Genomic DNA, 26,890 nt, shown 5'->3' on the forward strand with positions numbered 1-26,890 from the left:
TCTAGCAAATAACACTCATATCCTCTACTCAAGACAACAGCTTTTTACGAGACGAGAATATGCTCGAAATCACCTGTTGACGGTCAAAATGGTCTATCATGAGTTAATTTTAAGTGCATGATATTTGGTAAAATTAAATCTGCTTACAGGTTTTATTGTTATATTTGTTCCGGTTTTATACTGATATTGTTGACATTGTTCTCACTACACAAAGTTTGACCTTGTAACCATTTAGTAGAGTGAATATGTTATCTGTTTAGTGTGATATTAATCCCATATGGAATTTCAATTTAATGAAACGGAATCGAATCGCCAGTGGCTTATTGTTAGCACTGTGTCCAACTATTGCTTTCACAGCATCAAGTAATAACCAGTTTGAGTTTTCAAACACACTTCACGGTACCGTTTGCTCTGCGAACCCTGATGTTTGGTTACTTGGTGGAGAGTTAAAAGTTGATGCTCCTATAACAATTAACGGCAATGTAATTACTCGCGAGGGTATAGACCATGCGAGTAATACATTAGCGGCGCTTTCTAGCAATACGGACACCACAGCGCAATACTATATGACAGACGCTATTGGCTGTATTCAAAGTGATGACCCTATCGCTTTGGTTGGCGCAGTTGCTTCTCTTTACGAAAAGCAATTTACCAGTCTAAGCAGTGCAGATATTCCTGCTCCAATACCTGAGCCTGACTTACCTGAGGCGCCAGAAATAGTCAAAGACCAATTTGAAACGAAAGCGCAATTTGAGGAACGTGTTGAGACGATACGTCTTGAGCGTCAGCAAGAAATCGCTGCAATTCAACAAAAATATCGCCAGCAAGTAGAGGCTCGAAATGCAAAAATTCGCGCTCTGCAAAGTAGCATTGATCATCGCAAAGAAAATTTGGACGAGAAAAAGTCTCAGCTTGTTGCTCGTGCGTTCAGAGATGTAATGGGAAAACCTGTAGTCTCAACCAAGAGTTATGATGCTGAAAATCAGAAAATGCATTTGCTGTTCAAAGCCTCTAATCAAGACTACCAACGAGATATCGTACTCAATGTTCCGCTGGGTCAAGCCCGTGAACTCTACAATAACGTCGAACAACTAGATCTGGCTTTAACCTACAGCTATAACCAAGATCAGCTAGATTTGATAAATATTTCAGGCAATTATAAAGGTAGTGAATTCGCTGGAGACATTGCAAAAAGCCAATTTGAGCCCGAAGCTCTTTCTGTCTTACTCGAAGGTAGTTCATCGGTTGTGGTGCCTGGGTTAGAGATGCAAAACCCTAACTTGATTGATAGTTTTGAAGTGGATTCTCGCCTATCTGGCAACGATAATACTACCGCTGATGAATTGAAAGCGCTGCTTGCCGATATTACTCCAGTTGAAGCCAATACATCTACTTGGTTCTTTAATCTTTCTATTGAGGACTATGCTAATTCAGATCAAGTAGCATATGCGCGCAACAGTGGAGAAATTATGTCAGACGTTGCGACTAAGGTACTCGGTGTGCCAGAACGTCACGTTTATGAATTGATTGACCAAGAGGCCACGAGTGGCGCGATTAAAGATAAGTTGAGATTGATGCTCGACAACGTCTCTGAAGGTGACACTGTCTACTTCTACTATAGTGGCCATGGTATTCCAGCTATTCCAGAAAACGAACCTTACATTCTACCTCAAGATAAGATCCCGGATTACGTCACCGATGACCCGTTTTTTAAGCTTGATAACGTCTACAAAACGCTTTCTAGCAGTAAAGCTGGGAAGATCGTTGTCATGGTAGACAGCTGCTTTAGTGGTGCAACAGATGGTGTATCCGTAATTAAAGGTGTGGCCGCATCTCGTCTTGCACCAAAGAAAGTCAGTATCGACCCCGAAAGAATGGTGGTCATGACGGCTGGGCGTGACAAAGAATATTCAAATATGTACCAAGAAAAAGGTCATCGCTTGTTCAGCTACTACCTAATGAAATCCATGATCGAGGGCAACCGTAATATCGATATGCTCTATCAAGATGTCTATGACCAAGTGAAGTCTGCTTCATTTGAGATGGGCGATCTAAAACGTCAGCACCCAACGATCACCGGTAATCAGACTATTTCACTTTAACCTATTTAGAACATTGATTAAGGCTTACATCCATGTTTAAGAAAACACTATTAGCAACTACAGCAGTTCTGTTCGCAACGTCTCCATTTGCTGCTGATGTAGACAACACCAACCTTGATATTGCATTCCAAGGTGCGCACTTTCAGGGCGCTGGTAACCAGATCACTATGCTGCGCGTCCCTGTAACTAATAAAGATACCGGTGAAACTCAACTCTTTGATATGAGTGCGGTTTTCGCTGCGGACAAAAATGGCAACCTGATTTTCAAAGATATTAGTTCTGTTAAGTCCTTAGCTTTTGCTAGTGCTAACAATCTGGTCGCTGGGCACTATTTAGATACCAAAAATTGTAGTTGGTTTATCGAGGGACCATCTGTGACGGCAAATGGTAGAATGAGTTGGAGTCTAATTAGGCCGGTGGACAATGTCGGTTGTAGTCAATATGAAAAAGCAAGGTCGGGCCAAGTACTAAGTGGGCCGTTAGAGGGCAATCAGCTAGCGATTAATCAGAAAAAGATATACAAGAATTTAATTAAAAACCCAGAGAGTAACCTAAATTATGGTTCTTATAGCTCTAGCTATATACTTGCTGCGGTACAAAATGGGAATAGTATTTCTCTATCCCTCTATCATGAAAATGGGATGTATGACAGCTGGGCTATCATAAAGGCACCATACCCTGGTAAAAAAGAAGACTGATGAAGTACTCTGCCATACTCTCTGCTTTGGCTAGTATTTGTGTGAATGCTTCTCCGTCTTGGTACGGGGAAGTACCTTCTGATGCCTCTCTCAGCTATGGTTTCGGCCAAGGAAACACTTACCAGCAAGCGAAAGACCACGCTTATTATGACCTAGCGAGATCTCTCGAGTCTCGCGTGATCAGTAAGTCTAGCTCATCGAAAGAGTTCAAAGACGGCAAGTTAACTAAACATGCATCTTCTGAAAAAACGTCTCTGTCTGACATTGTTTTTCGAAATAACGTTACTATCAGCAAAAGCGAGCAGATTGCCGGAAGGTTCTATCTTGAAGTCCAATATGATCCAACTTCCTTTGCACAAAAGCTCTCAAAGTGGCTACATGGTGCAAAATGCAGCGGTGAACTCCATCCCTATTGGGTAAATACTGCAATGCTCAAAAACTGGGTAGAGCAACATCACTGTTTGCCAAGTATAAATATCGAGCGTTTTGCTGGTGGATGGCAACTAACAAACGGCTCTGGACATTTAGTTTTGCCCGAAGCGCAGTACAACCATCTTTTTTTCACTCACCGCGCTTCTTCTTTAACTCTTGAGTCAACTAGTAATCGATTGAGCGCAGGTGACTACTACTTCATCAACCTATCAACACAGAAAGCAGGTTACCTCTCTTTGTTTCAAGTTTACGAAGACGGTAGTACAGGCGTGTTAGTTGAGAATAAAAAGGTAACTCCAAAAACGCATATCGAGTTTCCAGATAAAAAGAGGTACGACGGAATTGAAGCGCTCTTAAACGATGGCAACGATACTTACGACACTAATATTGCTTTGTTGTGTCCGAATAGAATCGATACATCTAGGTTTGAAAAGCTTGATGAATCGCGCCTGTCAAAAGATACACCAGGATTTAGTCTAATCCTTGATTACATAGAGCAATGCGATTTTGTCATGGAACGACTATCGATTACTAAAACCTAGTCGATTGCGCAAAGGATATGATATGAATAGAAACATTATACGCTTATTGCCACTTTCGCTACTACTTTCTTGTACTCCAGGTTATGCAGAGACTGTACTCGAAGCCTGCCAATTGGATATTACAGAAAATCAATGTACTAGCGTCGATTACTTTGTCAATAGACCCTTTGAAGCTAAAGACGACTTTGAAAAATACAAACTTTGCAGTGAAGCTAAGTTCGACTTGTATCAAGTGCAAAAGAACTGCGAGTTTGACCAATACCTTGCCAATGCTGAGAAGACCTTTAATGAGTTTAAAAAGACCGTAGCGAATAAATGGGATCAGCCCAATTTTAGCGACCAGTACTCATGGGTCAGCTATAGCCCGAATCTTGAGCTCAAGCGAGAGGTGAACTTTGAACAGAATGTTATCAAAGTGACAACTATTGCAGGCGAAGAAACAAGTATTGAAGAGCTAAAGGAAGAAATCATCGCGACCTCTCAACTAACAATAGGAGAGGCACAAAAAGCAGATGTATTCACAGCAACTCTAATTGAAGAAACTAAGGTTAGTGAACTTAGTGATCAGCCATTACTACCTGTTGCTAAAGAACTGACTGTGCAAGCTCAAGAGCTTGAAAAAGCTATTGAAAAAGTAGTCATTACCGAATCGTTGGATAGCAAAGGAAATAAGCTTGTAGAAGCGAAAATTAGCTTTCCACCGACATGGTTAAATCGCAAAGAGAAGCGCTATTTCGATACCGTTGATGCTTACGCTAAAAAGTATGAACTAGAGCCTGAGTTTGTACTTTCTATCATCAAGACAGAGAGCGCATTCGATCCTACTGCGGTTTCGCACATTCCAGCATTCGGTCTGATGCAAATAGTTCCAAGCTCTGCTGGTCTTGATGCAACAAGCTTTCTTTTTGGTGAACAACAGTTATTAAAAAGAGATTACTTGTTTGATCCTGAGAAAAACATAGAGGTGGGCACAGCTTATCTTCATCTTCTTCGCTCGCGTTACTTTAAGGGTATCGAAAATGAAGAGAGCCTAAAATACTGCGTTATCGCAGCTTACAATGGTGGGATGGGCCCAATTTATCGTATGTTTGGTGGCAGGAGGTCTGTCGCGATAGAAAACATAAACCAACTTACGCCTGAGCAAGTCTTTCGTACTATTCAACAAAAACACGCTGCAGCAGAAACACGTAACTATCTAAAAAAAGTACACAAAGCGGAACTCAACTACGAAGAAAACATGATTTAGGGAATGAACATGAACAAGATTTTACTTATTACTTCTACTATCGCTCTTGCTTTTCAAGTATCTGCTAATACTGAGTTTCCTGAGTGGCACATGAACCCTCAAGCAGATCTGGAAGATGGCTTAATCGCAGGTGTTGCATGCGTTGAAAGTATGGGCGACCTAACGCTGGATATGGATGTTGCTGTAATGGAAGCGCGTGCATCCTTAGCAGCGTCTTTAGAAGCTATGGTGCAAAAAGAATTAGAGACCAACAGAACGTCTGAAAAGAAGAAAATTGTTACGGCAGATCGTAAAGACAACGTGGTAACGACCACTATTACGGCATCTTCAAAAACTAAGCAACTGACAAACCAACTAATGAAGTACACATGGTTATCAGAATCTGTTTCGGTTGAAAAAGACGTGGACGAATATCTATGTACTCGCGTCGTTGCTCGCTTACCTCAAATTGTGACCGAGTAAGAGGTATAAATGAAAGATCAAACAGCTCAACTACCAGAGGAACCTTCAGTAGGTTCACCTGAGACGGAACAAGACATCCTCAACAAGTTGAGAGATAAAACCCCAAACCCACTTCTAGCGGTTATCGCTCTCATAATTGCGGCTGGTCAGTTTAATGACGCAATCGATATGACAAGCAAAGGTTGGGATTTACTAGTTTCGAATTTTTCTGACGCGCCATCAAATGATCGTCTGTCTAATGTATATATTCGAGCATCGAGCGGTGTACTTGAAGAAACTTTTGGATCACCTGTCTATACAAAGTTCTCTAATGGTGAAGTCGAAATTAAATACTATAAGGACAATAAATTTATCCTCTCGGCTATCACATCCAATGACACAATAGATGCCTTTCTTGTGTTTCCGAAGCCGGGTTTTGTCCCTGAGATAAAGGCGCACGCTGGTGGCGAAAACTTTCTTCAAACGACATTTGCAAACTCAACAACACCGCTAGAAGCTACCTCAAATCTCGCTAGAAGCGGTAATTACTACATTGAGGAGGCAGAAGGTGGTCGGTATGAACTCCTATACAACTCTATCGGTGGATATAGCGAGTACTTATCGAATCTCAGCAAAAACCAAGTGCAGCTTCTCGCCACTTTTAACGATAAATTAATGATGGAAGAAGATACTTCTTCTGCTTTGATTAAATTACGTCAAGAAATCAAACCTAATTTCTACGGTTATAGCGCCGTGGGTTTGACGGATTTAGCTCCGGCAATCTTAACAAAGCTTGAGTATGAACTGATCACAGACTAGCTCTGATAATCATTCTGTCGCATTTCTTTTAGCCTTCAGCCGAAGGCTAAAAGTTACGAGTAGACAGCTAAACTCTTTAACGTCCCTCGTCATCATGGTTAATTGGAGCCAAATCAAAAAACAGTACGACTCATCCCTAACCCTATGATCTTAAGTGTATGAATTAGATCGATTTTCCTCAAAATCACAGCCATTGCTCCAACCATTTTCAGCTCCTACACTCTATATATCAATTAGTTATAAGCTAGAATATTTTCTTCCTACCAACGTCGGGGTTTCACCTTTTCTAGACCTCATGATAAAAAAACTATTACGAGCACCTCAGCTATTCCTAAATCACTCAATTCCAAAATGCGAACCTTTTCAACTAACTACCTCTATATGTGAATCTAAAAATAGATTTATCTTTTTAACTTAGCTAACCAATCTCACACTTTTCAGATACAAGAACATTCAATTAGGAATATGATCTATATTGATACATATAGTATCAATATGAGATTAAAGGCATGTTAGTCTACAAACGCATCCGAGCCACTATCGGAGAGTCACCAATCTGGTCCGAGCGCAATCAGTCCATCGTTTGGGTTGATGCCGCTGGTCATGATATATACACATGTTCGTCCGTGAGTGGTATCACTCACCGCTATTCGGTGCCGTTCGATGTCACGGCTATCGTTCCAACAGACAATGATTCTTGGATTTGTGCTAGTAAACAAGGTCTGTACCTTTTAAGCAGTGAGTTTGAAGTGACATCGAAGGTCACCGACCCATGCAGCGAGCAAGCTCACCTTCATTTAAATGATGCCGTCGCATCACCAAGCGGCGAGATTTGGTTTGGAACAATGAATAGTGAAGATTTGAAGTCTCCTGATGGAAAGCTATTCATGTTACATCAACGTCAGCTTGTTGAAATGGACCAGGGCTTTAGTGTGGCAAATGGGATTGCGTTTAACGCTGAGCTCAGGCGTGCGTACTGTTCAAATATGTTCCAGCGTAAAGTTTATGAGTATCAATTGGATGACTCTATGACTCGCATAGTGAGTAAGTCCGTTTTCCTGGAGTTCGACGAATCTCAAGGCTATCCCGATGGCTTAACCATCGACAGTTTAGGTAACCTTTATGTCTGTCATTGGGATTGTGGTGTGGTTAGCTATCACGCACCATCTACAAGCCACATCGGAAGAGCAGCAAAGTTGGGCGAATTATCGCTTCCTGTTAAACACGCTACTCGTTGCACGTTTGGCGGACCTAATCTAGAGACTCTCTACGTGACAACTGCCAATTACGAATTATCAGAAGACGAGACCAAGCGCTACCCTCATTCTGGTTGCTTGTTTGCCATATCAGCTCCGACGAAGGGGAACCCTGAACCTTGGGTGAAAAAAGAGGTCACATTGCCCTCACTTCTTGTAGCAGGTTGAAACTCAACGCAGAGTTTGGGAATATAAACGCTTAATGCTCTTAACCTATTACAGGGCATACTTTTTTAAGGGAAGATTAAGGTGTCAGGAAAAGTAAACTCAGTTGACCGCCTCATCGATGTCATTGAGCGAGTCGGTGAAGCAGGAAGCCCGATTGCAGCGTCCGACATAATCTTTGAATCTGGCATTCCTAAACCGACATGTCATCGACTCTTACAGCAACTTGAAGAAGCTAGCTACGTTCAGTCTGACGAACGTGGACACTTTTACCCTGGCTCACAACTGCTTTCTATTGCACTAGACGTGAGATGGACAAATCAGCACAAGTTGCAGCGCCAAGCAATACTTAAAGGGTTATCGGATAAGCTCGAGGAAACCTGTGGATTGGCGCTCGTTAACGAAGATCCTTCCCCACACATGGTTTACTATGACCGAATCCAAACCAACTGGCCACTTCAGATTGTTATCCCTGTAGGCTTCCCTACCCCACTTTGGGCATCCGCCAGTGGAAAGCTATTTTTGAGTACCCTATCAGCAACACAGCTGAGGAGAGTCTTCAATAAAATAGAACTAACTCAATATGCTAAAAACACCATTACTGATGTACAAACTCTTAAAAAAGAGCTGAGTTTGATTCAAAAGCGCGGCTTTAGCGTGGATGATGAGGAGTTTATCGATGGTATGGTTGCGATTGCGCTACCTCTTTATGACCAAGACGATAACTTCATGGCAGCATTATTCTGTCACTGTCCTAAAAGTCGTAAAGACGTTGCTGAGTTAGAGAACTACTTGCCTATCTTGAGAGTCGCACAGCAGAACTTAGAGAAAGTATACCAAGATATGAAATCACAACTCACTAAGTAAAATTAGCTGTCCACAATGTTGCGCTGTGCAAGGGTAAAATCCAAGATTTCTTGAGCCGCGCTCTTCATAGCAGGAATATGTTGCTTCAGGCTTTCTAGCGACATTCGAAAACTTGGCGAGTGGCAAAACAGGTAACCAAAGTTTAGGGCGTCTGAGCCAATCGGCACAGAAACTGCGACCATTCCATCAACAAACTCTTCATTGTCTTCCCCGAAACCTTGTGCCTCAATGCGTTCGAGTTCGGCCAAGAACTGACTTTCGTTAGTAATGGTCTTGGGCGTATGAGCTGTTAACCCCATATGCTGAACAACATTTTCTCTTATCTCTGGCTCTAAACTGGAGAGATATAGCTTGCCCGATGCGGAGGCTGCAATTGGTACAGGACTGCCTTCTGCCAAATTGATTTGCAGTGGCCAGTTGCAGTTCACACGCTCAAAGTAGATCATTTCGATACCATTAGGCACTGAAATTCCGCACGTTTCACCAATCGTGTCAGCAAGGCTTTGTAGAACCGATGTTCTTTGTTCAGAAAAGCGTTGGTTCTTCAAAATATCATGAGATAGAGACTGCAGGTTCGGCCCCGCAATAACGCGACCAATGATATTTTCTTGGAGATGGCCTAAAACGATAAGCTGGTTGATCAGTTTGTTCGCAGACGCAATTGGCATGGACAGTTGTTCGGCAATAGATTCTCTATTGAGTTGGCCACGGCTGTGAGCCACGATGGCGAGCACTTGTAGTACTCGGTCTAGGGTTGAACCTTTAGTAGTATTTGCCGAACTAGAGCTTGCCATAGAGCTACATTCATCCTTGATACGGTATTTAATATGCTTTGAATAGCCTATTGCTTTTACTGATTAAGTGCAACCGTGTACAAAGCCTAAGTGACAGATATTAAAAGGGCTTGCCGGAGCAAGCCCTGTTCAAGTTAGTTTTGCAATAGTTTCGCATCCCCCCAACTCGCGTGGTCATAACCATTGCCATTTCCAGCATCATTCGCCTTAAGTGTAATGGTCGTAGCGTCTACTGGAATATCAACAGAAACGGATTCTGCGTTATCTGAACCGGTCAATGTCGCACTTTGATAGTACAACACGCCATCTAGTTCTACTTGGAATATTACCGAGCCAGAGTTACCCACTTCGTCATCAACACCAACACTCGCAGTAAAGCGACTGTATTGACCGGCAGAGATGGTATAAGTGATAGTTGAGTTCGCATGTACCCCCAATCCTTTGGCGAAGGTTTGCCCGCCTATTGAAATGGTGGTGCCATCTTGCGCTTCTCGCTCGCCATTACTCATATCTTTTTCGATAGGGCCCCAGCCGTTGGTCGAGCTGTCTTCCTGTAAGTCGCTAAGATAAACGCTCGCTGGCGGTGTGGGCGAGCTTCCTGGATCCTCAGTCATAAATAGATTACCCGAACCGTTATCGGCTGGATGAATCCAATTGCTGCCACCGTCTGGGTCATAGGCAAAAGCCAATCCAGTATGAGGTCCGCTGCCACCATTGCCATTACTTAGCCTCAACTCAAACTGATGCCAACCAGGAGATAAGTTTAAGTTGCCAGTCGAGACCCGATCACTCCAGAGGTCACTACTTAGCACCAACTGTCCATCAATCCATAGACGCGTTTTGTCATCATTGTTTTCACTGAAAGAAATCTGACCGTCGGCATCGTAGATATAACCGGTAAACACCTCGGTCGTATTACCCGCAATCGCATCTTCCGTTTCGCTTAATGAGGTTGTTATGGATGTTTTCGGGTTAGCATCGGTTTCATTAATATTGCCCGAAACGGTGCCATAAAACAGCCCAGGAACAGCGGCACCACCCCCTTCACTTGGTGTGCGAAGCTTAGCGTCTCCCCAAGAACCATGGTCACTACCGACTCCGTCACCGGCATCACTCACCACTAGCTTGAGCTCCTGCGCGCTACTTGGAATGTTCACTTGCACGTACTCGGCAACATCACTTCCTCGTAATACGCTACTTTGATAAGCCATCACGCCATCCAACCAAACCTCGAACACGACGGAACCTGAACTCCCCGTCTCATCATCAACACCGATGAAAGCAGTAAACTGATCGTAAGTGCCACCCGTCAGGCTGTACGTCACCTCTGAATGAGCATGAACACCGAGTCCTTTGGTAAATTCACTACCACCAATGGATATCGTTTGACCATCACCCGCAGCGTTTTCACCAACACTGGTGTCTTTTTCAATCGGTCCCCACCCATTGGTTGCGCTGGTTTCTGAAAGATCACTTAGGTAGGTATAGGTTGTTGCTTGCGGTGGTTCGGGTACCACTATATCGGGGCCTTCGTATTCAATCTGTTCTAGATAAGCCACCAATGCAGATCGTTCTGAGTTATCCGCCACGCTATGTTGCGAGCCAATTTGTAACACATCATCCAGCGTTGCCGCTTGACCGTTATGGAAATATGGCGCGCTACCCCAAAGACCAATCAAACTCGGTGTATCAAAACCCGTACCTACTAATGGAGCTCCGATGCCTTGCCCTGAAGAGGCATCAATGGTACCGACATCGTGCCTTTGCATGTCGGTGTAATACACTCCCGCATGACAAGTGTCACACCCTTTCGAGGTGAACAGCGCCTGCCCCGTTAAGGCTTCAGCTGTTAACGCGCCAGAAGAATCTCGGTGTGGACTTTTAGGGAATTGATTTAAGCTACTGACGTAAAACGCGAGGTTATCTAAGTCTTCACTTTTACCTGATTTCGATGTTCCTAATGGGTTTTCTGACAGGCTAAATAAGGCGTCTACCATAAACCCACGACCACCGAACGCGTAGCGAATATCGTTTTCGAAATCCTGTATCTCGTCAAAATTCGCGGTCCAATGCACTCGACCATTGCCTGTGCCTGTCTTACCCAATAACGAGATAGTGTTTCTTAACCCTTCACCACGGTCGGTAAAGTCCCACACCCTATGGTCGCTATCGCCATCTGCGTGGCAGCTGGCACAAGATATGTAGCCATCTTGGGTCATTCTCGCATCGGCTGCGTTGTAGAAGATCTGTTTGCCGCGTAGCACTCGTGGATGCAGTGTTTCATTCGCCACCACAGAGACTTGTGCCAAGGTTGGAATGTCACCTCGATCGGTCAAAAACGCATTGACGTCATGCACAGACACCGTTCTTGACATAAAGTTGTGAACAAATAATGTCGACCCTGATAGTACGAGCCCTCTTGGTGCTAAGCCAGTATCAAAAATCTCCCCAGCTCTGTTTAAGTTGTAGGTATTGCGAATCTCAATGCTATTTTGACCTTCTACCGCAATAAAAATTAGGTCGCCTATATCGCTGAATACGGCCGCTTTGGGCTGTGCACGATCATCAATATCTAAGGCATTATCCATCACTGTTTTCGAATTGAGATCGAGTCGGTTAACCACAGCTCGAATCGTCGTTTCAAACGTCAGCGTTTTGGTTTCATCACCTTCTAAATAGGGACCACGATCAACGTTTGCTTTATTAGATGGCAGCCAAGCACTATATCCATCCGGCGAAATTGCGACGGAACCAAGGTAGTTAGCAATGCCTCGGCTTCTATCTGGGCCATCTATTGTTGTCGTATCTTTAGCGATAAGATAACTCTGGTCGATGGTCATACTGGATGCATCAACCGCGACTACTTCCGCGTTAGTTTGAGGCGAAACAAAGCGTGTCACCAGAACCTGTGATGATGAACTGTCAACCGCAATGCCTCTTGCGCTATGACCAACATCCACTGTTGCCACGATAGCTTTGGTGCTTGGGTCGATCTTGAGCAACTTACCACTTGCCTGCAGCGACACAAAAGCGTTAGTGCTATCTGGGGAGAAAGCGATGCCGTATGGCTGAGACGCTCTTGGCAGCACAATCGTATCCACAAACTGGCCAGTATTTGTCAGCACAGTGATACTAGCATCTGCCTGATTAACCACCCATAAATTGCCATTAGGCGCTACCGCTAGAGTTCTCGGCTGATCACCCACCGCAGCTTCCCATAATTTGCCGTACGGAGCTGTGTTTTCGATAGCACTGACGGTATCGTTGTCTTCGTTAACCACAACAACCTGGCCATTGGCTTCCACTATGGTTGATGACGCCGTTGGCGAGACTGTTGTTGGTTGACGATATACTGTAATGGGTACCGACTTACTACTCTCAAACACGCCATCAGCCGTGGTTTCTTTAATCGTCACCACCGCAGACCAATGGTTAGGCTGATTGTAGGTATAACTCGCGTTTCCGCTGGTCGAAAACGGTGTCGAACCACTACCATCGCCAAAGTTCCAAGAATACTCCAGACTGCCCCCTAACAAAGGTGTCGTAGAAGCAGACACATTAACACTACTACCTAGTGTCACTTTATCATTGGCTGACAAGCTCACATCGTGGCCGACTTGTGATCCCGTCGCAAAGCGATATTCAGTACGAGCCATTGGGTTGCCAGCAAAGTCCTCTATACCTTCCAGTACGACTTCGTAAATACTGTCCGCTTCCAGTGCTTGGGATGGAGTAAAGTGGATGAATCCGAGGTTGGTGCTGTACTCCCCTTGAAGCGGGGTTGAACTACCGATTTTGGTGACAGTAAACGAGCTACTATTGACCGATTCCATCAACACGCTATCTGATAACGCCACACCAATACGGGTCGATAAAGGTTGCAGCGTCGCGTCGATCGCTGGGTTAGCGGCGGATATATAAGGAGGAACATTGTCCGGCATACTTTGATGTGCAATCAAACCACTGCCAGAACCATGGTCGTTTCCAACCCAAACTAGGTTACCAAATGGGAACACCTGACCATGGTCAGTGTTGCTGCTTGTGGCATTCAATGAGCTGCGCCCAAGTTCACGTATATTGTTGATATCACTGACATCTAATACCGCAATATCGTCTTGGTTACCCAGAAACAACTTGTTGTCTTGAACGTTACAATAAAGATTTTCGAATCCAGTCAGTTTTTCATTAACTAACGTCATCGGGTTAGTAGTCGTGTCATAGACACGCAAATAGTCATTGGTGCTTCGCGCTCCGAAATACGCATATTTGCCATCCCAACATGAAGCATATACCCAATCAACTTGAAGATGCAGGCTTGAACACCTGAAAATTATCATTAATTCGAGACGTCAGCGAGCCTGCAATCTCTGGAAGAGTCACAGTAAAGAATTGGGTAATGGCTTCCTTGAAATCCCGTTTACTTTTGAAGTAAACGTTATTCCTTGACTTCTCATTCATAACCTTCCAAAGCCGCTCTATTGGGTTAAGATTCGGGCTGTAAGGTGGGAGATAATGCAGTTCAATATTAAGGACAAATGCCGCATCTCTGACTAAATCACTGCGGTGATATCCAGCTCCATCTAAGATGACATGGAGCTTGTGATTTAACGGGTAGCTCTCTCTGAGTTTACAGAAAAATCGAACCATGTTTTCACTGTTAATGCTGTCGTATTCGCTAACAATGGTCGCTCCAATATCTGATAGGTTCAAAGCACCAACAATGTTCAATCGGCTACGATTACCTGTTGTTTCCAGAACTTTACTTTGACCTGTACGTATCCAACCATGGGAGAGTTTGGTTGACAGTGTGGGGTGAACGGCATCGATAAACACTATCGATTCATCCTCGCCACAGCTTGCTTTCAGTGCTTCATAAGCCTCTATGAACGCTTGCTGTTTTTCCTCATCGAACTTATGTGGAACGCCTTTCGGCTGTTTGTAGCTGAAACCATTGTGATGAAGCCATTTGTTCATGCCAGGAACACTATAGTGAATCTGAAACCTTTCAAATACGTACGCAATAATCTCGGACGAATGGTGGTATGTATTTTCAGTTAGATGCTGAACCAACTCTTGGGTTTGCTGAGCCGATAGATAGCTTTGTGAACCGCCATTTTCAGGCTTGAGCTTGTTCGACTCTAGGTAATCTTTGATATGTTGACGAACAGTGGATTCATGAATAAGAAGTGCGTCTGCAATTTCTTCGGGGCACCAACCATTACTCGCATGAATAACCGCTTTTATACGGTCACGAACTCGTCCGTCACGCGTTGTGCTGTGCTGGATTTTTAGTTCCTGCTTCTGTTCATTGGTCAGAGTAATTTTCATAGTTGCTAGCATGATCCTCTATTCAGGAAAAATCAAGCGTCTTCAATGATCACTGGTATATGCCTACTCGCTCATCGTAGAGAAGAATATCGATATCCAACGTGCGTGAAGCGTATTCTTTAGTTACACGCTGGCGTCCATTCTCTCGTTCAATTTGTTGCAAAACCCTCGCTAATTCTGCGATAGCAAGGTCGCATTCGAACCGAACGACTAAATTCAAAAAATTATCCCCCTCGAATCCAACAGGCTCGCAATCGTAGAATTTAGATATAAGTAGGTTTTCAAAGCGACTATTCAATGCCTTGAGGGATTGCGTAATGTGATATTCTCGGTTGATGTTGCTTCCGATACTGACATAAACATTCGCCATATTATTTTCCCGTTTTTGCCCGTTGAATACGTGCCAGGATTTATGTCGATCAGTGTCGTAGAAGCTGCGTGCTATTTTTTCCCCTTATCTTCTAACTTTATCTGATTAAAAACTCGTTTGAGTACACAGTCAAAGCAGGCCAAAAACGAAGATGCTCCGGACACGAGGAATTGGCAATGGATATCACTCATGCCTTAGGGCACTTTAGATACTAAGGCTTTTTAGGTTAAATGTGGTTGAGCTCTGATGGCTAGAGAGGTTGAAACTAGCGATGTAGTTCTGATTTAGATGGAGAGATAATTGAAAAAAGCCTCAATATTGAGGCTTCTTCGTTTCACGTAAACCTATCACGCAGCATAACTAAACATCAGAGTATAATCGTCACCATTCTTCGCTACATACTCTTTATCTTCATTACTCGCAGCTGGGTGACGCTTTTCATCGCCCTTCACCAAGCTAACCCAGTGGCGTAAGCCCATTTCTTGTGTTGCGCCGAAAGTCGTACAGGTTTCGATTTGAATATCGTCAATTTCCACATACTCAAGACAACCTGTGCCTTTTTTTCGACGTGCTATGGTGATCTCTACGTGAGTGCCGCTTTCGTCGCGGAACAAGATGTTGTCAGGGCTGCATTCGTCACCAGTGTATGCCACAAAGTGTTTGTTGTTGCGAAGACCGCTGTGTTGTCCATTCTTGAAGTAAGCTTGCACGTGACGGTAGTTGATTTCGTAGCTTACTACGTCTTCGTGTGAGCCGTTTTCTAGTGGAAACAGTGTGTCTAGCAGTTGCTTGGACATTTTCTGTTTTTGTGTCATCTCACCAGCGTCGACCATTTCAACGGCAAACACGGCTTGTGCGATAAAGTTTTGTGGATTTTGTTGCTCTGTCTTATCGAATGTTTGCATGTTCATAGTCTATTCCTTCAGCTGCTTTGAGTACTGCATTAACCAAGCCCTGTTACTTCTTTATGACCGTTTGGTTACCGCTTGATTTTTAGAATAGCGCTTTTTTACAAACAATTTCACAACAAAATTTTTACACTGTCAATTTTACAAAAATGCACTTTTACACATTTCGTTTTTCATCTACCTCACGATCAAAAAAAGCGCAAACCATTGGTATGCGCTTTGCTTCTTTACGTTGAATTAGTCAGTTGCTGATTGAATATGTCAAACTTCTTAGTCTAAGCAGCCCCTTTATCCGACAAACGCTCCTCGACCGTTGCGTCATCGCTCTCAGGAGACTCACTCGCATTACTGTCACTCAATACCTCTGCAAGCGTCGACTTCGATAAATGGCCTTGTAGGTCACCATTATCATCAACCACAGGAAGCGGATGGTCACTGTCTAGTGTTTCTGGAATGACTTCTTCAAGCAAAGCATCACTTTGAACAGCGGGTACGTCATCTAGCAAGTCTTCCGGTATCTCTTTGTGATAGTCGTTTTTGTTCACTTGCTCCAACGTTTCTTGAGTAATGACACCTTGGTATCCATCATCGTTGACAACATATCCGTAATCTTCTGAAGATTTACGCATCTGACTGATGGCCTCGCCTAATGTCTCCGCGGTGATACGCAGAACAGGAGGTTGCATGACAGTTTCAACAGTCAGTGCTCGAGCTCGATTCACATCTTTAACAAACGCTTCTACATAATCGTCCGCTGGGTTAAGCAGGATATCGACGGGCTTGTCTTGCTGCACAACGACACCGTCTCGCAAAATGGCAATACGGTCACCGATACGAAGTGCTTCATCCAAATCATGGGTAATGAAAATGATGGTTTTATGGAGCTTTTCCTGAAGTTCGATCAACTGGTCTTGCATCTCACTACGAATAAGCGGATCGAGTGCAGAGAAAGCTTCGTCCATCAGCAGGATCTCAGCATCAGTACACAATGCTCGGGCGAGTCCAACACGCTGTTGTTGTCCACCAGACAACTGGCTAGGATACTGCGCTTCATAGCCTTCTAGACCAACGGTTTTTATCCAAGACTTTGCAGTGTCTAACCGTTTTGCCTTTTCCATCCCTTGGATTTGCAAACCATAAGCGACGTTATCAATCACGGTTTTGTGCGGAAGTAAGCCAAAGCGCTGGAATACCATTGACATCTTGTGGCGTCGAAACTCACGCAGTTCTTTGTCAGAGAGCTTCATGACATCGGAACCGTCAACAATGATCTCCCCTTCACTTGGGTCAATAAGACGGTTGAAGTGTCGAATGAGTGTCGATTTTCCCGAGCCAGATAGCCCCATAATCACAAAGATTTCTCCCGGATAGACATCTAGATTGATGTCTTTAAGACCAAGAGTGTGACCCGTACGCGCTAGCAGGTCATCTTTTGATTCGCCATCCTTCACGGCTTGAAGATAGGACTTATCTTTAGGACCAAATATCTTATACAGATTCTTAATTTGAATCATAGGTTGAGGTTGAGTAGTGCTCATTATTCTCTACCTCCTAAGTGAGCTTGGGTACGTTTTGCATAGCTTTGTGAAACACGGTCAAAAATGATGGCAAGTGCCACAATAGCAAGACCATTAAGTAAACCAAGCGTGAAATATTGGTTGGTAATGGATTTTAGAACTGGCTGCCCTAAACCCTTCACACCGATCATCGATGCAATCACGACCATCGCAAGTGCCATCATGATAGTTTGGTTGATACCCGCCATGATGTTAGGCATTGCCAACGGCACCTGCACACCAAAAAGGCGCTGGGCCGGACTAGCGCCGTATGCGGTTGCGGCCTCTAGTACTTCTTTATCTACGAGTCGAATCCCTAAATCAGTCAAACGTATGACTGGCGGAATCGCGTAGATCACAACGGCGATGACGCCAGGGATTTTACCGATGCCAAGCAGCATGACGACAGGAATCAAATACACAAACGCTGGCATGGTCTGCATTATGTCAAGTATAGGGGTAATGATGGCTCTGGCTTTTTTGGACTGAGCCATGAGGATCCCGGTGGGTATCCCGAGGGCTATTGCGAGCATGGTTGAGACTAAAATGATGCTCATAGTTCGCATCGTATTGTCCCACATGCCGAAGAAGCCGATAACAAAGAAGGCGATACCAACAGAAGCACTGAGTTTCCAAGATCGACTCGCGACATAAGCGAGACCAACCAAAATACCAATGATTAGCCACCATGGGCTAGAAAGCAGTAGCTTCTCGAACCAAATCAAAAAGCTTAATAATGGGTCAAATAGAGATTCGATGGTGTCGCCATATTCTCGAGAGAAGTCTCGATAGGCACCATCTAGCGTTTTTCGTATTTCTAGTAGTTGTTTGCGGTCTAACTGAGGTATTTCACTCAACCACGTGGCATTAGACATCTGTTACTCCTTGATTACTTCTGCCAGAAGCAGCGATCAGCGCTGCTTTGTGTTCGCATTCAAAAAAGGCGAACTTGTATCAATTAATTAAGGGGCTATCCCTCTAGCCCCTTTTACTACCGACTCGGTTTATAGTTCATCTACTGCTTTTTGTACTTTTGCAGCGACATCAGGCGTTAACCATGTAGACCACGTTGACTTGTACTCCTTCATAAAGTGCTCAACAGCGTATTCGCCATCGGCTTGCTCGTCTTCCATCCAAGCCAAAAGACCGTTCATTTGTGCGTTGGTAAACTCACGCTTAGCAAAGTACTCCATCGCCTCTGGAGAGCGCTTAGCGAAGTCCGTGGTAACAACCGTTTCCACGATTGATGGTGGATACATAGTTGCTTTAGGCTCTAGACAAGTTTCTTGAGTGATACACTCTTTAAACATCGTCTCATCAACACCACTACCGAAGTCAACTTTAACCATTTTGTACTTACCGAGAACGGCTGTCGGTGCCCAGTAGTAACCAAACCACGCTTCTTCGCGCTCATAAGCTTTAGCAATTGAGCCTGAAAGACCCGCACCTGACCCTGGATCGATAACTTCAAATCCTTTTTCTTCCATACCTAGTGCAGTGAATAGATTGCCAGCAGAGATTTGGCAGTTCCAACCAGCAGGACAAGAATAAAATGCTGATTTGCTTGGGTCTTCTGGGTGCTTAAACATTTTAGCGTTGGCTAACACTCCCTCAATCGTTGCCATTGATGGGTCTTTGGCAACCATATACTCAGGAACCCAAAATCCCTCTTCACCACCATCGGTTAGAGTGGTACCTGCGTATTGAATTTGACCTTCTTTCACGCCCATATCCAGTGCTTCACGCATAGAGTTACTCCAAAACTCTGGCGCAATATCTGGCTGGCCTTTGGAGATCATGGAAGCACCCGTTGGTTGAGTATCACCTGGTACGAGCTCAGCGTCGCAATCGAATCCGTGTTGAAGTATGAATTTGTCGACATTCGCGATGAGAGTTGCAGAGTTCCAGTTCATATCCGCAATGGTGACTGCACCACACTCGTCAGCCGAGGCAGTTTGAAGAGAACTTGCAGCGAGAAGAGACGAAAACAATAACGTCCTAGTTAAGTTTTTCATAGTAATTTCCATATTGGTTTTTCAATAAGTGTATGAACAGTGGGTTATTATTACAAATTTCATTTACATTCCGTTTACAACCAAAAGTCTTCGCCTTAACGGCGATGCTTGCGTTGCGCATGATAACTCTGGATGTCAGCACGCCTTTAGCGCTCATGCCTCTATGACAGGTTTCTTCATGGTCGTAGGTAAGGTTAGGTGGAATGTTTTCTGGAAGAACAACCTGCACTACTTTGCCATTTTGAAGACCAATCAGTGCTTTTTGCATTGCGCGTGGGATGAACGGACTCGAAGCCGAAAAAGCCTCATCCGTCGATAGAATATTTGGTTCAGAATCGAGAGCACGAGCTAGACTTACACAACTAGTCATATCGTCCTACTGTTCATCAGAGATTGTTTAAGCGTAAGCATTCCGGTCCGCGTACTCAAATGCAGAAAACGGCGCTCGATTACGTGTGCAACGCTCGTTCTATCAACATCGAGTGCGAGCATCCTTCCTGTGTTATCCCCAAACAATGTGTGTCGTCCCTTAACTTCCAGAATGGGATCCATGTTGAGCTGTCCTTAAAAGCACTTTGTAATGTAACGTTTAGCACTCTAAGTAAACTAGAGCACAAATTCAAGGTATGACATTCTGTTAACAATAAAAAAGCACCCATAAACAGGTGCTTTTGATTGACCATTAAACGTCACCAACACAAGGTAAAACATTGTTAATAATAGAAATTATTAGAAGTGTTATTCCCAAACCTTGATGGACTGCAAATTATTTTAAGTTTTTGATATCAAACGCAACAATTAGCAACCACTTGACAAATGAGTGGTAATGCAAATTACAGCGAAATATTTATTTAGTACTCTAACTTTTTATGTTCAAATCAACATTAAACAAAGCATTAAAACCAACTAACACTAATCGAAATCTAGCGCCTCCACTAGAACCGAAAGAGGATGAACGCAGGACAAACGCGTGTTCTCTTCTATCTGCCAGCGGCAAGTTTCACAGTCAGAAATCGCATAGTCGGCATTCGACTGATTAATTTGTTCGAACAAGTCTTTACCTATTTCCATAGAAACATCGAAGTTCTCTCGCTTATAACCATACGTACCCGCTAGCCCACAACATTCGCTATCCAACACTTTAACCGTCAGCCCTGGGATCATTTTCAGTAGCTCAATTGTGAATATATGATCGCCACTGCGCTCTAGGTGACACGGGGTGTGATACACAATGGTTTTGTTGACGGGTTTCATCGCTGGAATGTTGCCTTCTCTACATTCACTCAGCATAAAGCGGCTAAATAGATGTATCCGATCCACGACTTTTTGATTGTCTACATCTAAAACGTGAGGATACTCCTCTTGTAAGGTGAAAGCGCAGGTAGAAGAGGTGGATATGACCGCTTCAGAACGACCTGTCAGGGCTTTCTCGAGATGTTCCACATTGAGTTTGGCATTCTTCTGCGCCTTACTATGAAATCCATTGGCAATCAAAGGCACACCGCAACACTTCTCACGTTCGAGTAACTGTACGCCAATATTCATGGCATTCATGACACGAATAAAGTTCTGCCCAACACTGTGGTCATTGTAATTAACATAACAACCGTGAAAGTAGCTCACTTGGCGTCGATATTTGCTCTGGTCTGGCACATGCTTCTTGTACCAAGATCGAAACGTTCCGTGGGAGTATTTGGGTAGCGACTTATGATCATGCACTTGAATCGTATGATGCATGACTTTCTTAACAACCGATTGCTCAGTTAGTTTGTTTATCACCGGCGCAAAAGGTGTCGCCAAAGAACCAAACAAATCAGTGTGGCTTAACACGTAGTCGCGTGCGGTAGTCAGGCTAAGCGACTTACGCCCATGCTCTCTTCGAGCGACAGCGATAATGTCACCAATCCTAACCCCGGACGGACATGCTGTTTCGCAGCGTTTGCAGTTAGTGCAGAGCTTTAGCACATCGTCAAAAAACTCAGGACTTTTTAATCTTAGTCTTTCACCATCTGGGCCGCACTGTTTGGGTCCTGGATATTCAGGATTAGCTTTAGCGACAGGGCAATACACGGTACAGACAGTGCATTTAATGCATTTTTCAAATGATGGCGATTGGTGCTCATCACCAATATTAGTTACAGCAATGAGTTCAGCTGGACGTACTGCGGTCATGCCATCTCTCCTTTTCTCTGCTCACTTATCGCTTCGGGAACTGTGTTTACGGATGATTTTGCAATGACATGTTCAGCGACTTTATATCCAGTGCTGATTGCAACGCCACCCCCACAGCCATGTGCAATCGGATCATAGTGGGGCAAAATAGAGCCAGCACAATAAAGGTTTTCCAACGTTCTACCTGCTTTGGTAGGCTGAAAATGTTGGTTTGTCTCAACGCCAAAGCTTAAGAATGGGTGTGAGAATTGTGAGAAAAACCGCTCTGAATACCACTGCTCTCGCGACCCTGGGGTAGCAATATCGAGGTCAAAAATAGGCTCAGTAACCTTGTTGAGGCCTGCAACCAAACCTTTACTGAAGAAACTGCCGGTTGCTAAAACAAAGTACTCGGCATTGATAGGCACTGTCTTTAGTTTTTTGGTATAGATACACGCCAAAGACAGCTGTTCTCCAGATGGTCTAAACACACCGCTTGTCACCTCATCACCGACATGTAACGTCCCCCCAGCTTCGATAAACGCGCGTCTTAACGTGTCTTCTACACGAATTCCCAAGAGTGATGGAGGCATGGTTGGCACTTCGTGAAAACGCAGGTGCGTTTCTTGTGCCAACTTATCCATCAAGGTAAGACCATCTCCATTTCCCAATAGAGAAGGCAAGATGACAAGATCGTTGGGAGTAGCAACGTTTCTTAACTGCGAACAAAATTGAGAGAAATGTTGAGGTTGGCGCAGCAGTCTCGATACGTCTATTGAACGAAACTCATGGCTGTTTCGAGTTTCTAAACCCGCCGCATCAAGGCGGACTTTAACCATCTTCACCTCGATTCCTTCGAGCTCTGGCATAGAAGCGAGCTTGGCCCTGGCAATCTCAGGTTGAAAGTCACGAAACCCCTCTACAGAGACAAGCACGATGCGCTTGATACTAGAGAGTGCAGCATAATCAAAGTCTAAAGGAAACACATAAGGTTGCGACAGCCAAGTCGCTTTGAGCGAACCTAAACTCGCGATTCGATAATGGTTTTCTAGCGACTGATTATGATTCAGTGGTAATCCATGATTGCCAACAAACTGCTTAAACCATTGCAACGATTCAAGAACGCTTGCTCGACCTATTTTGGAATAAGGATGTTCAGGCATCTGTTGAGTCAAACGATCGATCTCATCTAAAGGGGCTCTTACCGCTTTGCCATCGACTGGGGAATGGCTGAGCACATCAATTGAACCTGAGGAAAAGTACATTGCACTTTGCCCATGGCTTACGACAGCGGTTTTCAACCCTTGCTCCAGAAAGCGCAATGCACTGGTGTAGCCAGCAACTCCACCGCCGATAACGACAACGTCATAGTTAATCATTGCAATTCCTCCCCAACTGGGTTGCGAGTCGACTCAGTATTAGTGAGCTCATCAGCACCAAATAACCCTTGATAAATCCAATAGCTAAACTCGGCTTCTCGTAGCGCATCCCCCCACAGAACGGGCTTGGTGCCTTTCCAGCGCTCTTCTAAAAAGTCGGTAAGAATCTCCCCTACCTCGATTCCAGAAAAATTGCCGTACTCTGCCATTAAGCTCGCCGCTCGATAACTACAAAGCTCTCCTTGGCAAGGCCCCATACCTAGCCGAGTTCTCCGTCTAAGGTCGACAAGGTTATGTACATCAAGCGCTTTAATCGCATACTCAATCTCGCCAGCGGTCACCATTTCACATTCGCAAATGACAGATTGGCTTGCTTTGTCGTCAGATAAAAAGCCGAGTGCTCGCTCACCATGGCGATCAATCGCAGACTGATAGACAGGTTTTGCAATGCTTGCTGTGTTTTTCGTCTGTTTAGGAGAGTTAGCCGAGCCTGGCAAGGGAATCGTGTGAGTCGTACAAGGGGTAGTGTTGCCTAGCTTTTGCGCTACGGAATCAGTCGCCATCTCAGCCATTAAGCGGTAAGTCATGAGTTTGCCGCCGGTAATTGTCGTGAAGCCATGTAAGCCATCATGCTGCGCATGATCGACAAGCACGATACCTCGGCTTATGTTGCGACCACTGCTATCTTCACTTAAAGAAACGAGCGGTCTCACTCCCGCATACGCTCTGAGTACTCGGCTATGACTCATAATCGGCGCAAGCTTGGCACCTTCTTCTAACAAGGTATCGACTTCTTCAGCGGTAACGTGGAGGTTATCGATCTGGTCGTAGTCAATATGTTCCGATGTGGTACCAATAAGCGAAATGGTATCCCCAGGTACGAGAATGTCGGCGTCAGATGGTTTACGGCAGCGGTTGATTACTCGATTGTTAATACGATAATCGAGTATCAGTAGTGACCCTTTTGCTGGAAACATCTTCACACTAAGGTCAGCATATTCGCAGATCGTTTGCCCCCAAATACCCGCAGCGTTAATGACCTCTTGCGCGAAAACCTCAAAGGGTAAATTTGTGCGAGTATTGAGTGCATTGACTCCTTTTACGCGATCACCCTCTCGAATCAAAGAAGTCACAATACAGTGACTAAACAAGCGCGCACCGTGCTCTTTAGCATCAAGCACATTGGATGCACAGAGGCGAAAAGGGTCGATAGTACCGTCGGGCACTTGGATAGCACCTAGCATCTTTGGATTCGCATTTGGCTCAAACGCAAGCGCTTCTTTGGTTGTTAGGCGCTTAGTCTCGATTCCGGCAATATCGCACGCTGCAATAAACTCATCCTGAAAGCTCAGTTCATCTTCTGGCAGAGTAATAAAAAGACCGCCCGTATCCTCAACACAATGAGCGGCTATGGACTTGAGTATGCGATTTTCTGCAATACACTCTGAGGCAGATTCATGATCAGTGACAGCATATCTAGCGCCTGAGTGCAGTAGTCCATGATTTCTCCCTGTCGTACCCGACGCGAGATCATCACGCTCAATTAAAATACAGTCGATGCCTCGAAGTGCGCAATCACGCATGATGCCTGAGCCTGTGGCACCGCCCCCTATGATGATGACGTCTGTTTGATAACGAGCTGTTGCTTTCATTGCATTTTACCCACTGAATATACGCACAATTATTGTGGCATTAAAATGCAACCAGTTTCGCGATTTCGCTCACAAATGCTCGTTCGAGCATTTATTTTTGCTCATTTACTTTCGATTTGAAGTGTAGGTACAAAAAAAACCAGCCATATGGCTGGTCATATTGACTAAAAACAAGTTATGAAAAACTAGGCAACTTCGATATTTATATCGTTTTCTTTCAGAACATTGCATATTTCTTGGGGTGGTTTCATATCAGTAATGACCAAGTCGACTTCTTCAATACCACCAAGTTTCACCATTGCGTTTCGACCAAACTTACTATGATCAACGCCCAGTAACACGCTTCGGCTGTTTTCGATAATTGCTCGTTTTACACGTACCTCATGGTAATCGAAATCTAACAGCGAACCATCATAGTCGATGCCGCTTATGCCAAGAATACCAAAGTCCAACCTGAACTGAGCGACGAAGTCGATGGTTGATTCTCCTGTCACGCCACCGTCTTTTCCACGCACTTCACCCCCTGCGAGTATGACTCGAAAGCTTTCTTTGTGCATGAGCATTGAGGCAACGTTTATATTGTTAGTCACAATACGTAAGTCATTGTGTTCATTCAATAAAGATTTGGCAATCGCTTCAGGCGTCGTGCCAATGTCGATGAACAGTGTCGCGCCATTCGGTATGTGTTTGACTAGCTGAGCGGCGATCCTTTCTTTTTCTGCCTGACTCGATACCTTCCTGCTCTGATAGGATGAGTTTTCAGAGCTCGTCACTATGGTTGCACCACCGTGATTACGTTTAATTTTGTTCGCATCCGCTAATTCGTTCAGATCCCTACGAATGGTTTGCGGGCTCACATGAAACTTATCGACCAAATCTTCAGTACTGACGTACCCGTGTGTCGTCACCAATTCGATGATTTCCTGATGTCGCTTTATCGCTTTCAACCACACTCCCTCGCGCTCAAACTATGTTATTACTTGATTTTACTGTGTCTTGCACATGTTTTAAATAGCGCCAAACCGAAATGTATTCCCTCTTCACTAAACGCTCAATCCCCGAGCAAAAATACACATTCAGCTGCATAAAAAACCCTTTAAACGAACATTAAATGTGCTTTAGTTAACATTTATGAACATAATGCGAACATTATTAACTTTCGTACGCACATTTGAGATCTGACCGAGATTTCCATTTTTTTATTTTGGCTACAATCCTCACCGCATTTGATGGCATATGAATCAAGACCAAGGAAAGAACTATGAGTATAAAAAAAGATCCTGCGTTACTCGGTCAGTGTATCGCGGAGTTTATTGGAACTGGCTTGTTGATATTTTGGGGGGTCGGATGTGTGGCGGCTCTGGTATTAACCGGCGCTGAGTTCGGTCAATGGGAAGTCAGTATCGTCTGGGGTTTAGCGGTAGCGCTAGCTGTTTACTGTACGGCGGGTGTCTCCGGAGCACACATTAACCCTGCGGTGACAATTGCGCTAGCAGCGTTCCATGGCTTTGAGAAGCACAAGGTACTGCCTTACATTTTTTCTCAAGTTGCCGGAGCGTTCTGTGCGGCTGCTTTAGTCTACGGCTTGTATAGCAACTTATTTGTCGACTGGGAAGTCGCTAACGGCGTTGCCCGTGATACGCCAGAGGCGCTAACTACCGCGGGCATCTTTTCCACTTACCCTAATGCGTCACTCTCATTTTTCGGTGCCGCTGCGGTCGAGTTTACGATTACTGCAGTACTGATGTTTGGGATCCTAGCCTTTGGTGACAGCAACAATGGCGGTGAGTCAAGAGGTGCAATGGTGCCACTTCTCATTGGCTTGTTGGTTGCAACTATTGGTGGCTCGCTCGGTCCACTAACAGGATTTGCGATGAACCCTGCTCGTGATTTTGGGCCAAAACTGTTCGCTTATTTTGCGGGTTGGGATTACGCGTTAAGCGGCGCTAGAGACATCCCTTACTTTATCGTTCCAATCTTTGCCACCATTGCTGGCGGTCTATTTGGCGGGTGGCTGTACCCGAAAGTGATTGGCGCTTACCTTCCTGCTGCAGGTGGCTGCACTAGCCCAGCTCAATGCGATGATGAAGTGGAGGTGAATGACACCGAAGCTCACGTGTAAACACAACAACTCTATCCCCTACAAATAATGAATAAAAAATGAAAACA

At 44.5% G+C, this 26,890-nt stretch carries 21 protein-coding genes and 1 pseudogene; 9 read left to right on the top strand and 13 right to left on the bottom strand.

Features of this window, described 5'->3' with window-relative positions; all coding sequences use genetic code 11:
• Positions 1-293: 293 nt before the first annotated feature.
• The 8 genes from AC6I8U_RS09765 (at position 294) to AC6I8U_RS09800 (ending at position 8,568) form a co-directional block, all read left to right on the top strand.
• On the top strand, positions 294-2,102 hold the full coding sequence (locus AC6I8U_RS09765; protein WP_498016719.1) for a caspase family protein: 1,809 nt from the start codon (positions 294-296) through the stop codon (positions 2,100-2,102).
• A gap of 32 nt (positions 2,103-2,134) precedes the next feature.
• Positions 2,135-2,800: a hypothetical protein gene (locus AC6I8U_RS09770; RefSeq protein WP_498016720.1), complete on the top strand. Its 666-nt coding sequence runs from the start codon at positions 2,135-2,137 to the stop codon at positions 2,798-2,800.
• Positions 2,800-3,774 (top strand): LPP20 family lipoprotein, encoded by a 975-nt coding sequence (locus tag AC6I8U_RS09775; protein WP_498016721.1) that lies wholly within the window; start codon positions 2,800-2,802, stop codon positions 3,772-3,774. Before AC6I8U_RS09770 ends, AC6I8U_RS09775 begins: the two co-directional genes overlap by 1 nt.
• A gap of 22 nt (positions 3,775-3,796) precedes the next feature.
• Complete coding sequence (locus tag AC6I8U_RS09780) at positions 3,797-5,020, top strand: murein transglycosylase domain-containing protein (RefSeq protein ID WP_498016722.1); 1,224 nt, start codon at positions 3,797-3,799, stop codon at positions 5,018-5,020.
• A gap of 9 nt (positions 5,021-5,029) precedes the next feature.
• Positions 5,030-5,482 (top strand): hypothetical protein, encoded by a 453-nt coding sequence (locus tag AC6I8U_RS09785; protein WP_498016723.1) that lies wholly within the window; start codon positions 5,030-5,032, stop codon positions 5,480-5,482.
• Positions 5,483-5,491: 9 nt separating this feature from the next.
• On the top strand, positions 5,492-6,280 hold the full coding sequence (locus tag AC6I8U_RS09790) for an ETEC_3214 domain-containing protein (RefSeq protein WP_498016724.1): 789 nt from the start codon (positions 5,492-5,494) through the stop codon (positions 6,278-6,280).
• 509 nt (positions 6,281-6,789) lie between these two features.
• The gene (locus AC6I8U_RS09795) at positions 6,790-7,704 is read left to right on the top strand and encodes an SMP-30/gluconolactonase/LRE family protein (protein WP_498016725.1); all 915 of its coding nucleotides are present in this window, start codon (positions 6,790-6,792) and stop codon (positions 7,702-7,704) included.
• An 81-nt stretch (positions 7,705-7,785) separates the two neighbouring features.
• Positions 7,786-8,568 (top strand): IclR family transcriptional regulator, encoded by a 783-nt coding sequence (locus AC6I8U_RS09800; RefSeq protein WP_498016726.1) that lies wholly within the window; start codon positions 7,786-7,788, stop codon positions 8,566-8,568.
• A 2-nt stretch (positions 8,569-8,570) separates the two neighbouring features.
• Here the strand turns inward: AC6I8U_RS09800 and AC6I8U_RS09805 are convergent, their stop codons facing one another.
• From AC6I8U_RS09805 to AC6I8U_RS09865, 13 genes and pseudogenes are all read right to left on the bottom strand, one after another.
• Complete coding sequence (locus tag AC6I8U_RS09805) at positions 8,571-9,362, bottom strand: IclR family transcriptional regulator (RefSeq protein ID WP_498016727.1); 792 nt, start codon at positions 9,360-9,362, stop codon at positions 8,571-8,573.
• A gap of 134 nt (positions 9,363-9,496) precedes the next feature.
• Complete coding sequence (locus tag AC6I8U_RS09810; RefSeq protein ID WP_498016728.1) at positions 9,497-13,561, bottom strand: NPCBM/NEW2 domain-containing protein; 4,065 nt, start codon at positions 13,559-13,561, stop codon at positions 9,497-9,499.
• 97 nt (positions 13,562-13,658) lie between these two features.
• Positions 13,659-14,690, bottom strand: a complete 1,032-nt coding sequence (locus AC6I8U_RS09815; RefSeq protein WP_498016649.1) for an IS630 family transposase — start codon at positions 14,688-14,690, stop codon at positions 13,659-13,661.
• 58 nt (positions 14,691-14,748) lie between these two features.
• Positions 14,749-15,060, bottom strand: a pseudogene (gene folK / locus AC6I8U_RS09820) (2-amino-4-hydroxy-6-hydroxymethyldihydropteridine diphosphokinase); the annotation flags it as partial.
• Positions 15,061-15,407: 347 nt separating this feature from the next.
• On the bottom strand, positions 15,408-15,971 hold the full coding sequence (locus AC6I8U_RS09825) for an aldolase/citrate lyase/malate synthase family protein (RefSeq protein ID WP_042475359.1): 564 nt from the start codon (positions 15,969-15,971) through the stop codon (positions 15,408-15,410).
• A gap of 272 nt (positions 15,972-16,243) precedes the next feature.
• On the bottom strand, positions 16,244-17,506 hold the full coding sequence (locus tag AC6I8U_RS09830; protein ID WP_498016729.1) for a quaternary amine ABC transporter ATP-binding protein: 1,263 nt from the start codon (positions 17,504-17,506) through the stop codon (positions 16,244-16,246).
• A complete protein-coding gene (locus AC6I8U_RS09835; protein ID WP_234493950.1) occupies positions 17,506-18,399 on the bottom strand; it encodes an ABC transporter permease in 894 nt (297 codons plus the stop codon). The genes AC6I8U_RS09830 and AC6I8U_RS09835 overlap by 1 nt, the downstream gene beginning before the upstream one ends.
• Positions 18,400-18,528: 129 nt before the next feature.
• Positions 18,529-19,539: an ABC transporter substrate-binding protein gene (locus AC6I8U_RS09840; RefSeq protein WP_234493951.1), complete on the bottom strand. Its 1,011-nt coding sequence runs from the start codon at positions 19,537-19,539 to the stop codon at positions 18,529-18,531.
• Positions 19,523-19,909: a hypothetical protein gene (locus AC6I8U_RS09845; RefSeq protein WP_498016730.1), complete on the bottom strand. Its 387-nt coding sequence runs from the start codon at positions 19,907-19,909 to the stop codon at positions 19,523-19,525. Before AC6I8U_RS09845 ends, AC6I8U_RS09840 begins: the two co-directional genes overlap by 17 nt.
• Before the next feature lie 542 nt (positions 19,910-20,451).
• On the bottom strand, positions 20,452-21,711 hold the full coding sequence (gene glpC / locus AC6I8U_RS09850; protein WP_498016731.1) for an anaerobic glycerol-3-phosphate dehydrogenase subunit GlpC: 1,260 nt from the start codon (positions 21,709-21,711) through the stop codon (positions 20,452-20,454).
• Positions 21,708-23,069, bottom strand: coding sequence for a glycerol-3-phosphate dehydrogenase subunit GlpB (gene glpB, locus AC6I8U_RS09855; protein WP_498016732.1), 1,362 nt, complete (start codon positions 23,067-23,069; stop codon positions 21,708-21,710). The genes glpC and glpB overlap by 4 nt, the downstream gene beginning before the upstream one ends.
• Positions 23,066-24,721 carry an anaerobic glycerol-3-phosphate dehydrogenase subunit A gene (glpA, locus tag AC6I8U_RS09860; RefSeq protein WP_498016733.1) on the bottom strand — a complete coding sequence of 552 codons (1,656 nt, stop codon included), beginning with the start codon at positions 24,719-24,721 and terminating at the stop codon, positions 23,066-23,068. The genes glpB and glpA overlap by 4 nt, the downstream gene beginning before the upstream one ends.
• A 185-nt stretch (positions 24,722-24,906) precedes the next feature.
• Positions 24,907-25,668, bottom strand: coding sequence for a DeoR/GlpR family transcriptional regulator (locus AC6I8U_RS09865; protein ID WP_498016734.1), 762 nt, complete (start codon positions 25,666-25,668; stop codon positions 24,907-24,909).
• A 314-nt stretch (positions 25,669-25,982) separates the two neighbouring features.
• Between AC6I8U_RS09865 and AC6I8U_RS09870 the strand changes: the two genes are divergently transcribed.
• Positions 25,983-26,843 (top strand): MIP/aquaporin family protein, encoded by an 861-nt coding sequence (locus AC6I8U_RS09870; protein WP_498016735.1) that lies wholly within the window; start codon positions 25,983-25,985, stop codon positions 26,841-26,843.
• Positions 26,844-26,890 lie beyond the last annotated feature (47 nt).

This window comes from Vibrio sp. KUL80 (assembly GCF_059725495.1).

Coding starts and splice junctions, on each gene's coding strand:
- AC6I8U_RS09835 (WP_234493950.1), bottom strand. CDS start 18,399: ATGTCTAATGCCACGTGGTTGAGTGAAATACCTCAGTTAGACCGCAAA.
- glpC (WP_498016731.1), bottom strand. CDS start 21,711: ATGACCGCAGTACGTCCAGCTGAACTCATTGCTGTAACTAATATTGGT.
- AC6I8U_RS09780 (WP_498016722.1), top strand. CDS start 3,797: ATGAATAGAAACATTATACGCTTATTGCCACTTTCGCTACTACTTTCT.
- glpA (WP_498016733.1), bottom strand. CDS start 24,721: ATGAAAGCAACAGCTCGTTATCAAACAGACGTCATCATCATAGGGGGC.
- AC6I8U_RS09775 (WP_498016721.1), top strand. CDS start 2,800: ATGAAGTACTCTGCCATACTCTCTGCTTTGGCTAGTATTTGTGTGAAT.
- glpB (WP_498016732.1), bottom strand. CDS start 23,069: ATGATTAACTATGACGTTGTCGTTATCGGCGGTGGAGTTGCTGGCTAC.
- AC6I8U_RS09785 (WP_498016723.1), top strand. CDS start 5,030: ATGAACAAGATTTTACTTATTACTTCTACTATCGCTCTTGCTTTTCAA.
- AC6I8U_RS09795 (WP_498016725.1), top strand. CDS start 6,790: ATGTTAGTCTACAAACGCATCCGAGCCACTATCGGAGAGTCACCAATC.
- AC6I8U_RS09825 (WP_042475359.1), bottom strand. CDS start 15,971: ATGAACATGCAAACATTCGATAAGACAGAGCAACAAAATCCACAAAAC.
- AC6I8U_RS09790 (WP_498016724.1), top strand. CDS start 5,492: ATGAAAGATCAAACAGCTCAACTACCAGAGGAACCTTCAGTAGGTTCA.
- AC6I8U_RS09815 (WP_498016649.1), bottom strand. CDS start 14,690: ATGAAAATTACTCTGACCAATGAACAGAAGCAGGAACTAAAAATCCAG.
- AC6I8U_RS09770 (WP_498016720.1), top strand. CDS start 2,135: ATGTTTAAGAAAACACTATTAGCAACTACAGCAGTTCTGTTCGCAACG.
- AC6I8U_RS09845 (WP_498016730.1), bottom strand. CDS start 19,909: ATGACTAGTTGTGTAAGTCTAGCTCGTGCTCTCGATTCTGAACCAAAT.
- AC6I8U_RS09765 (WP_498016719.1), top strand. CDS start 294: ATGAAACGGAATCGAATCGCCAGTGGCTTATTGTTAGCACTGTGTCCA.
- AC6I8U_RS09840 (WP_234493951.1), bottom strand. CDS start 19,539: ATGAAAAACTTAACTAGGACGTTATTGTTTTCGTCTCTTCTCGCTGCA.
- AC6I8U_RS09870 (WP_498016735.1), top strand. CDS start 25,983: ATGAGTATAAAAAAAGATCCTGCGTTACTCGGTCAGTGTATCGCGGAG.
- AC6I8U_RS09830 (WP_498016729.1), bottom strand. CDS start 17,506: ATGAGCACTACTCAACCTCAACCTATGATTCAAATTAAGAATCTGTAT.
- AC6I8U_RS09805 (WP_498016727.1), bottom strand. CDS start 9,362: ATGGCAAGCTCTAGTTCGGCAAATACTACTAAAGGTTCAACCCTAGAC.
- AC6I8U_RS09810 (WP_498016728.1), bottom strand. CDS start 13,561: ATGACGTTAGTTAATGAAAAACTGACTGGATTCGAAAATCTTTATTGT.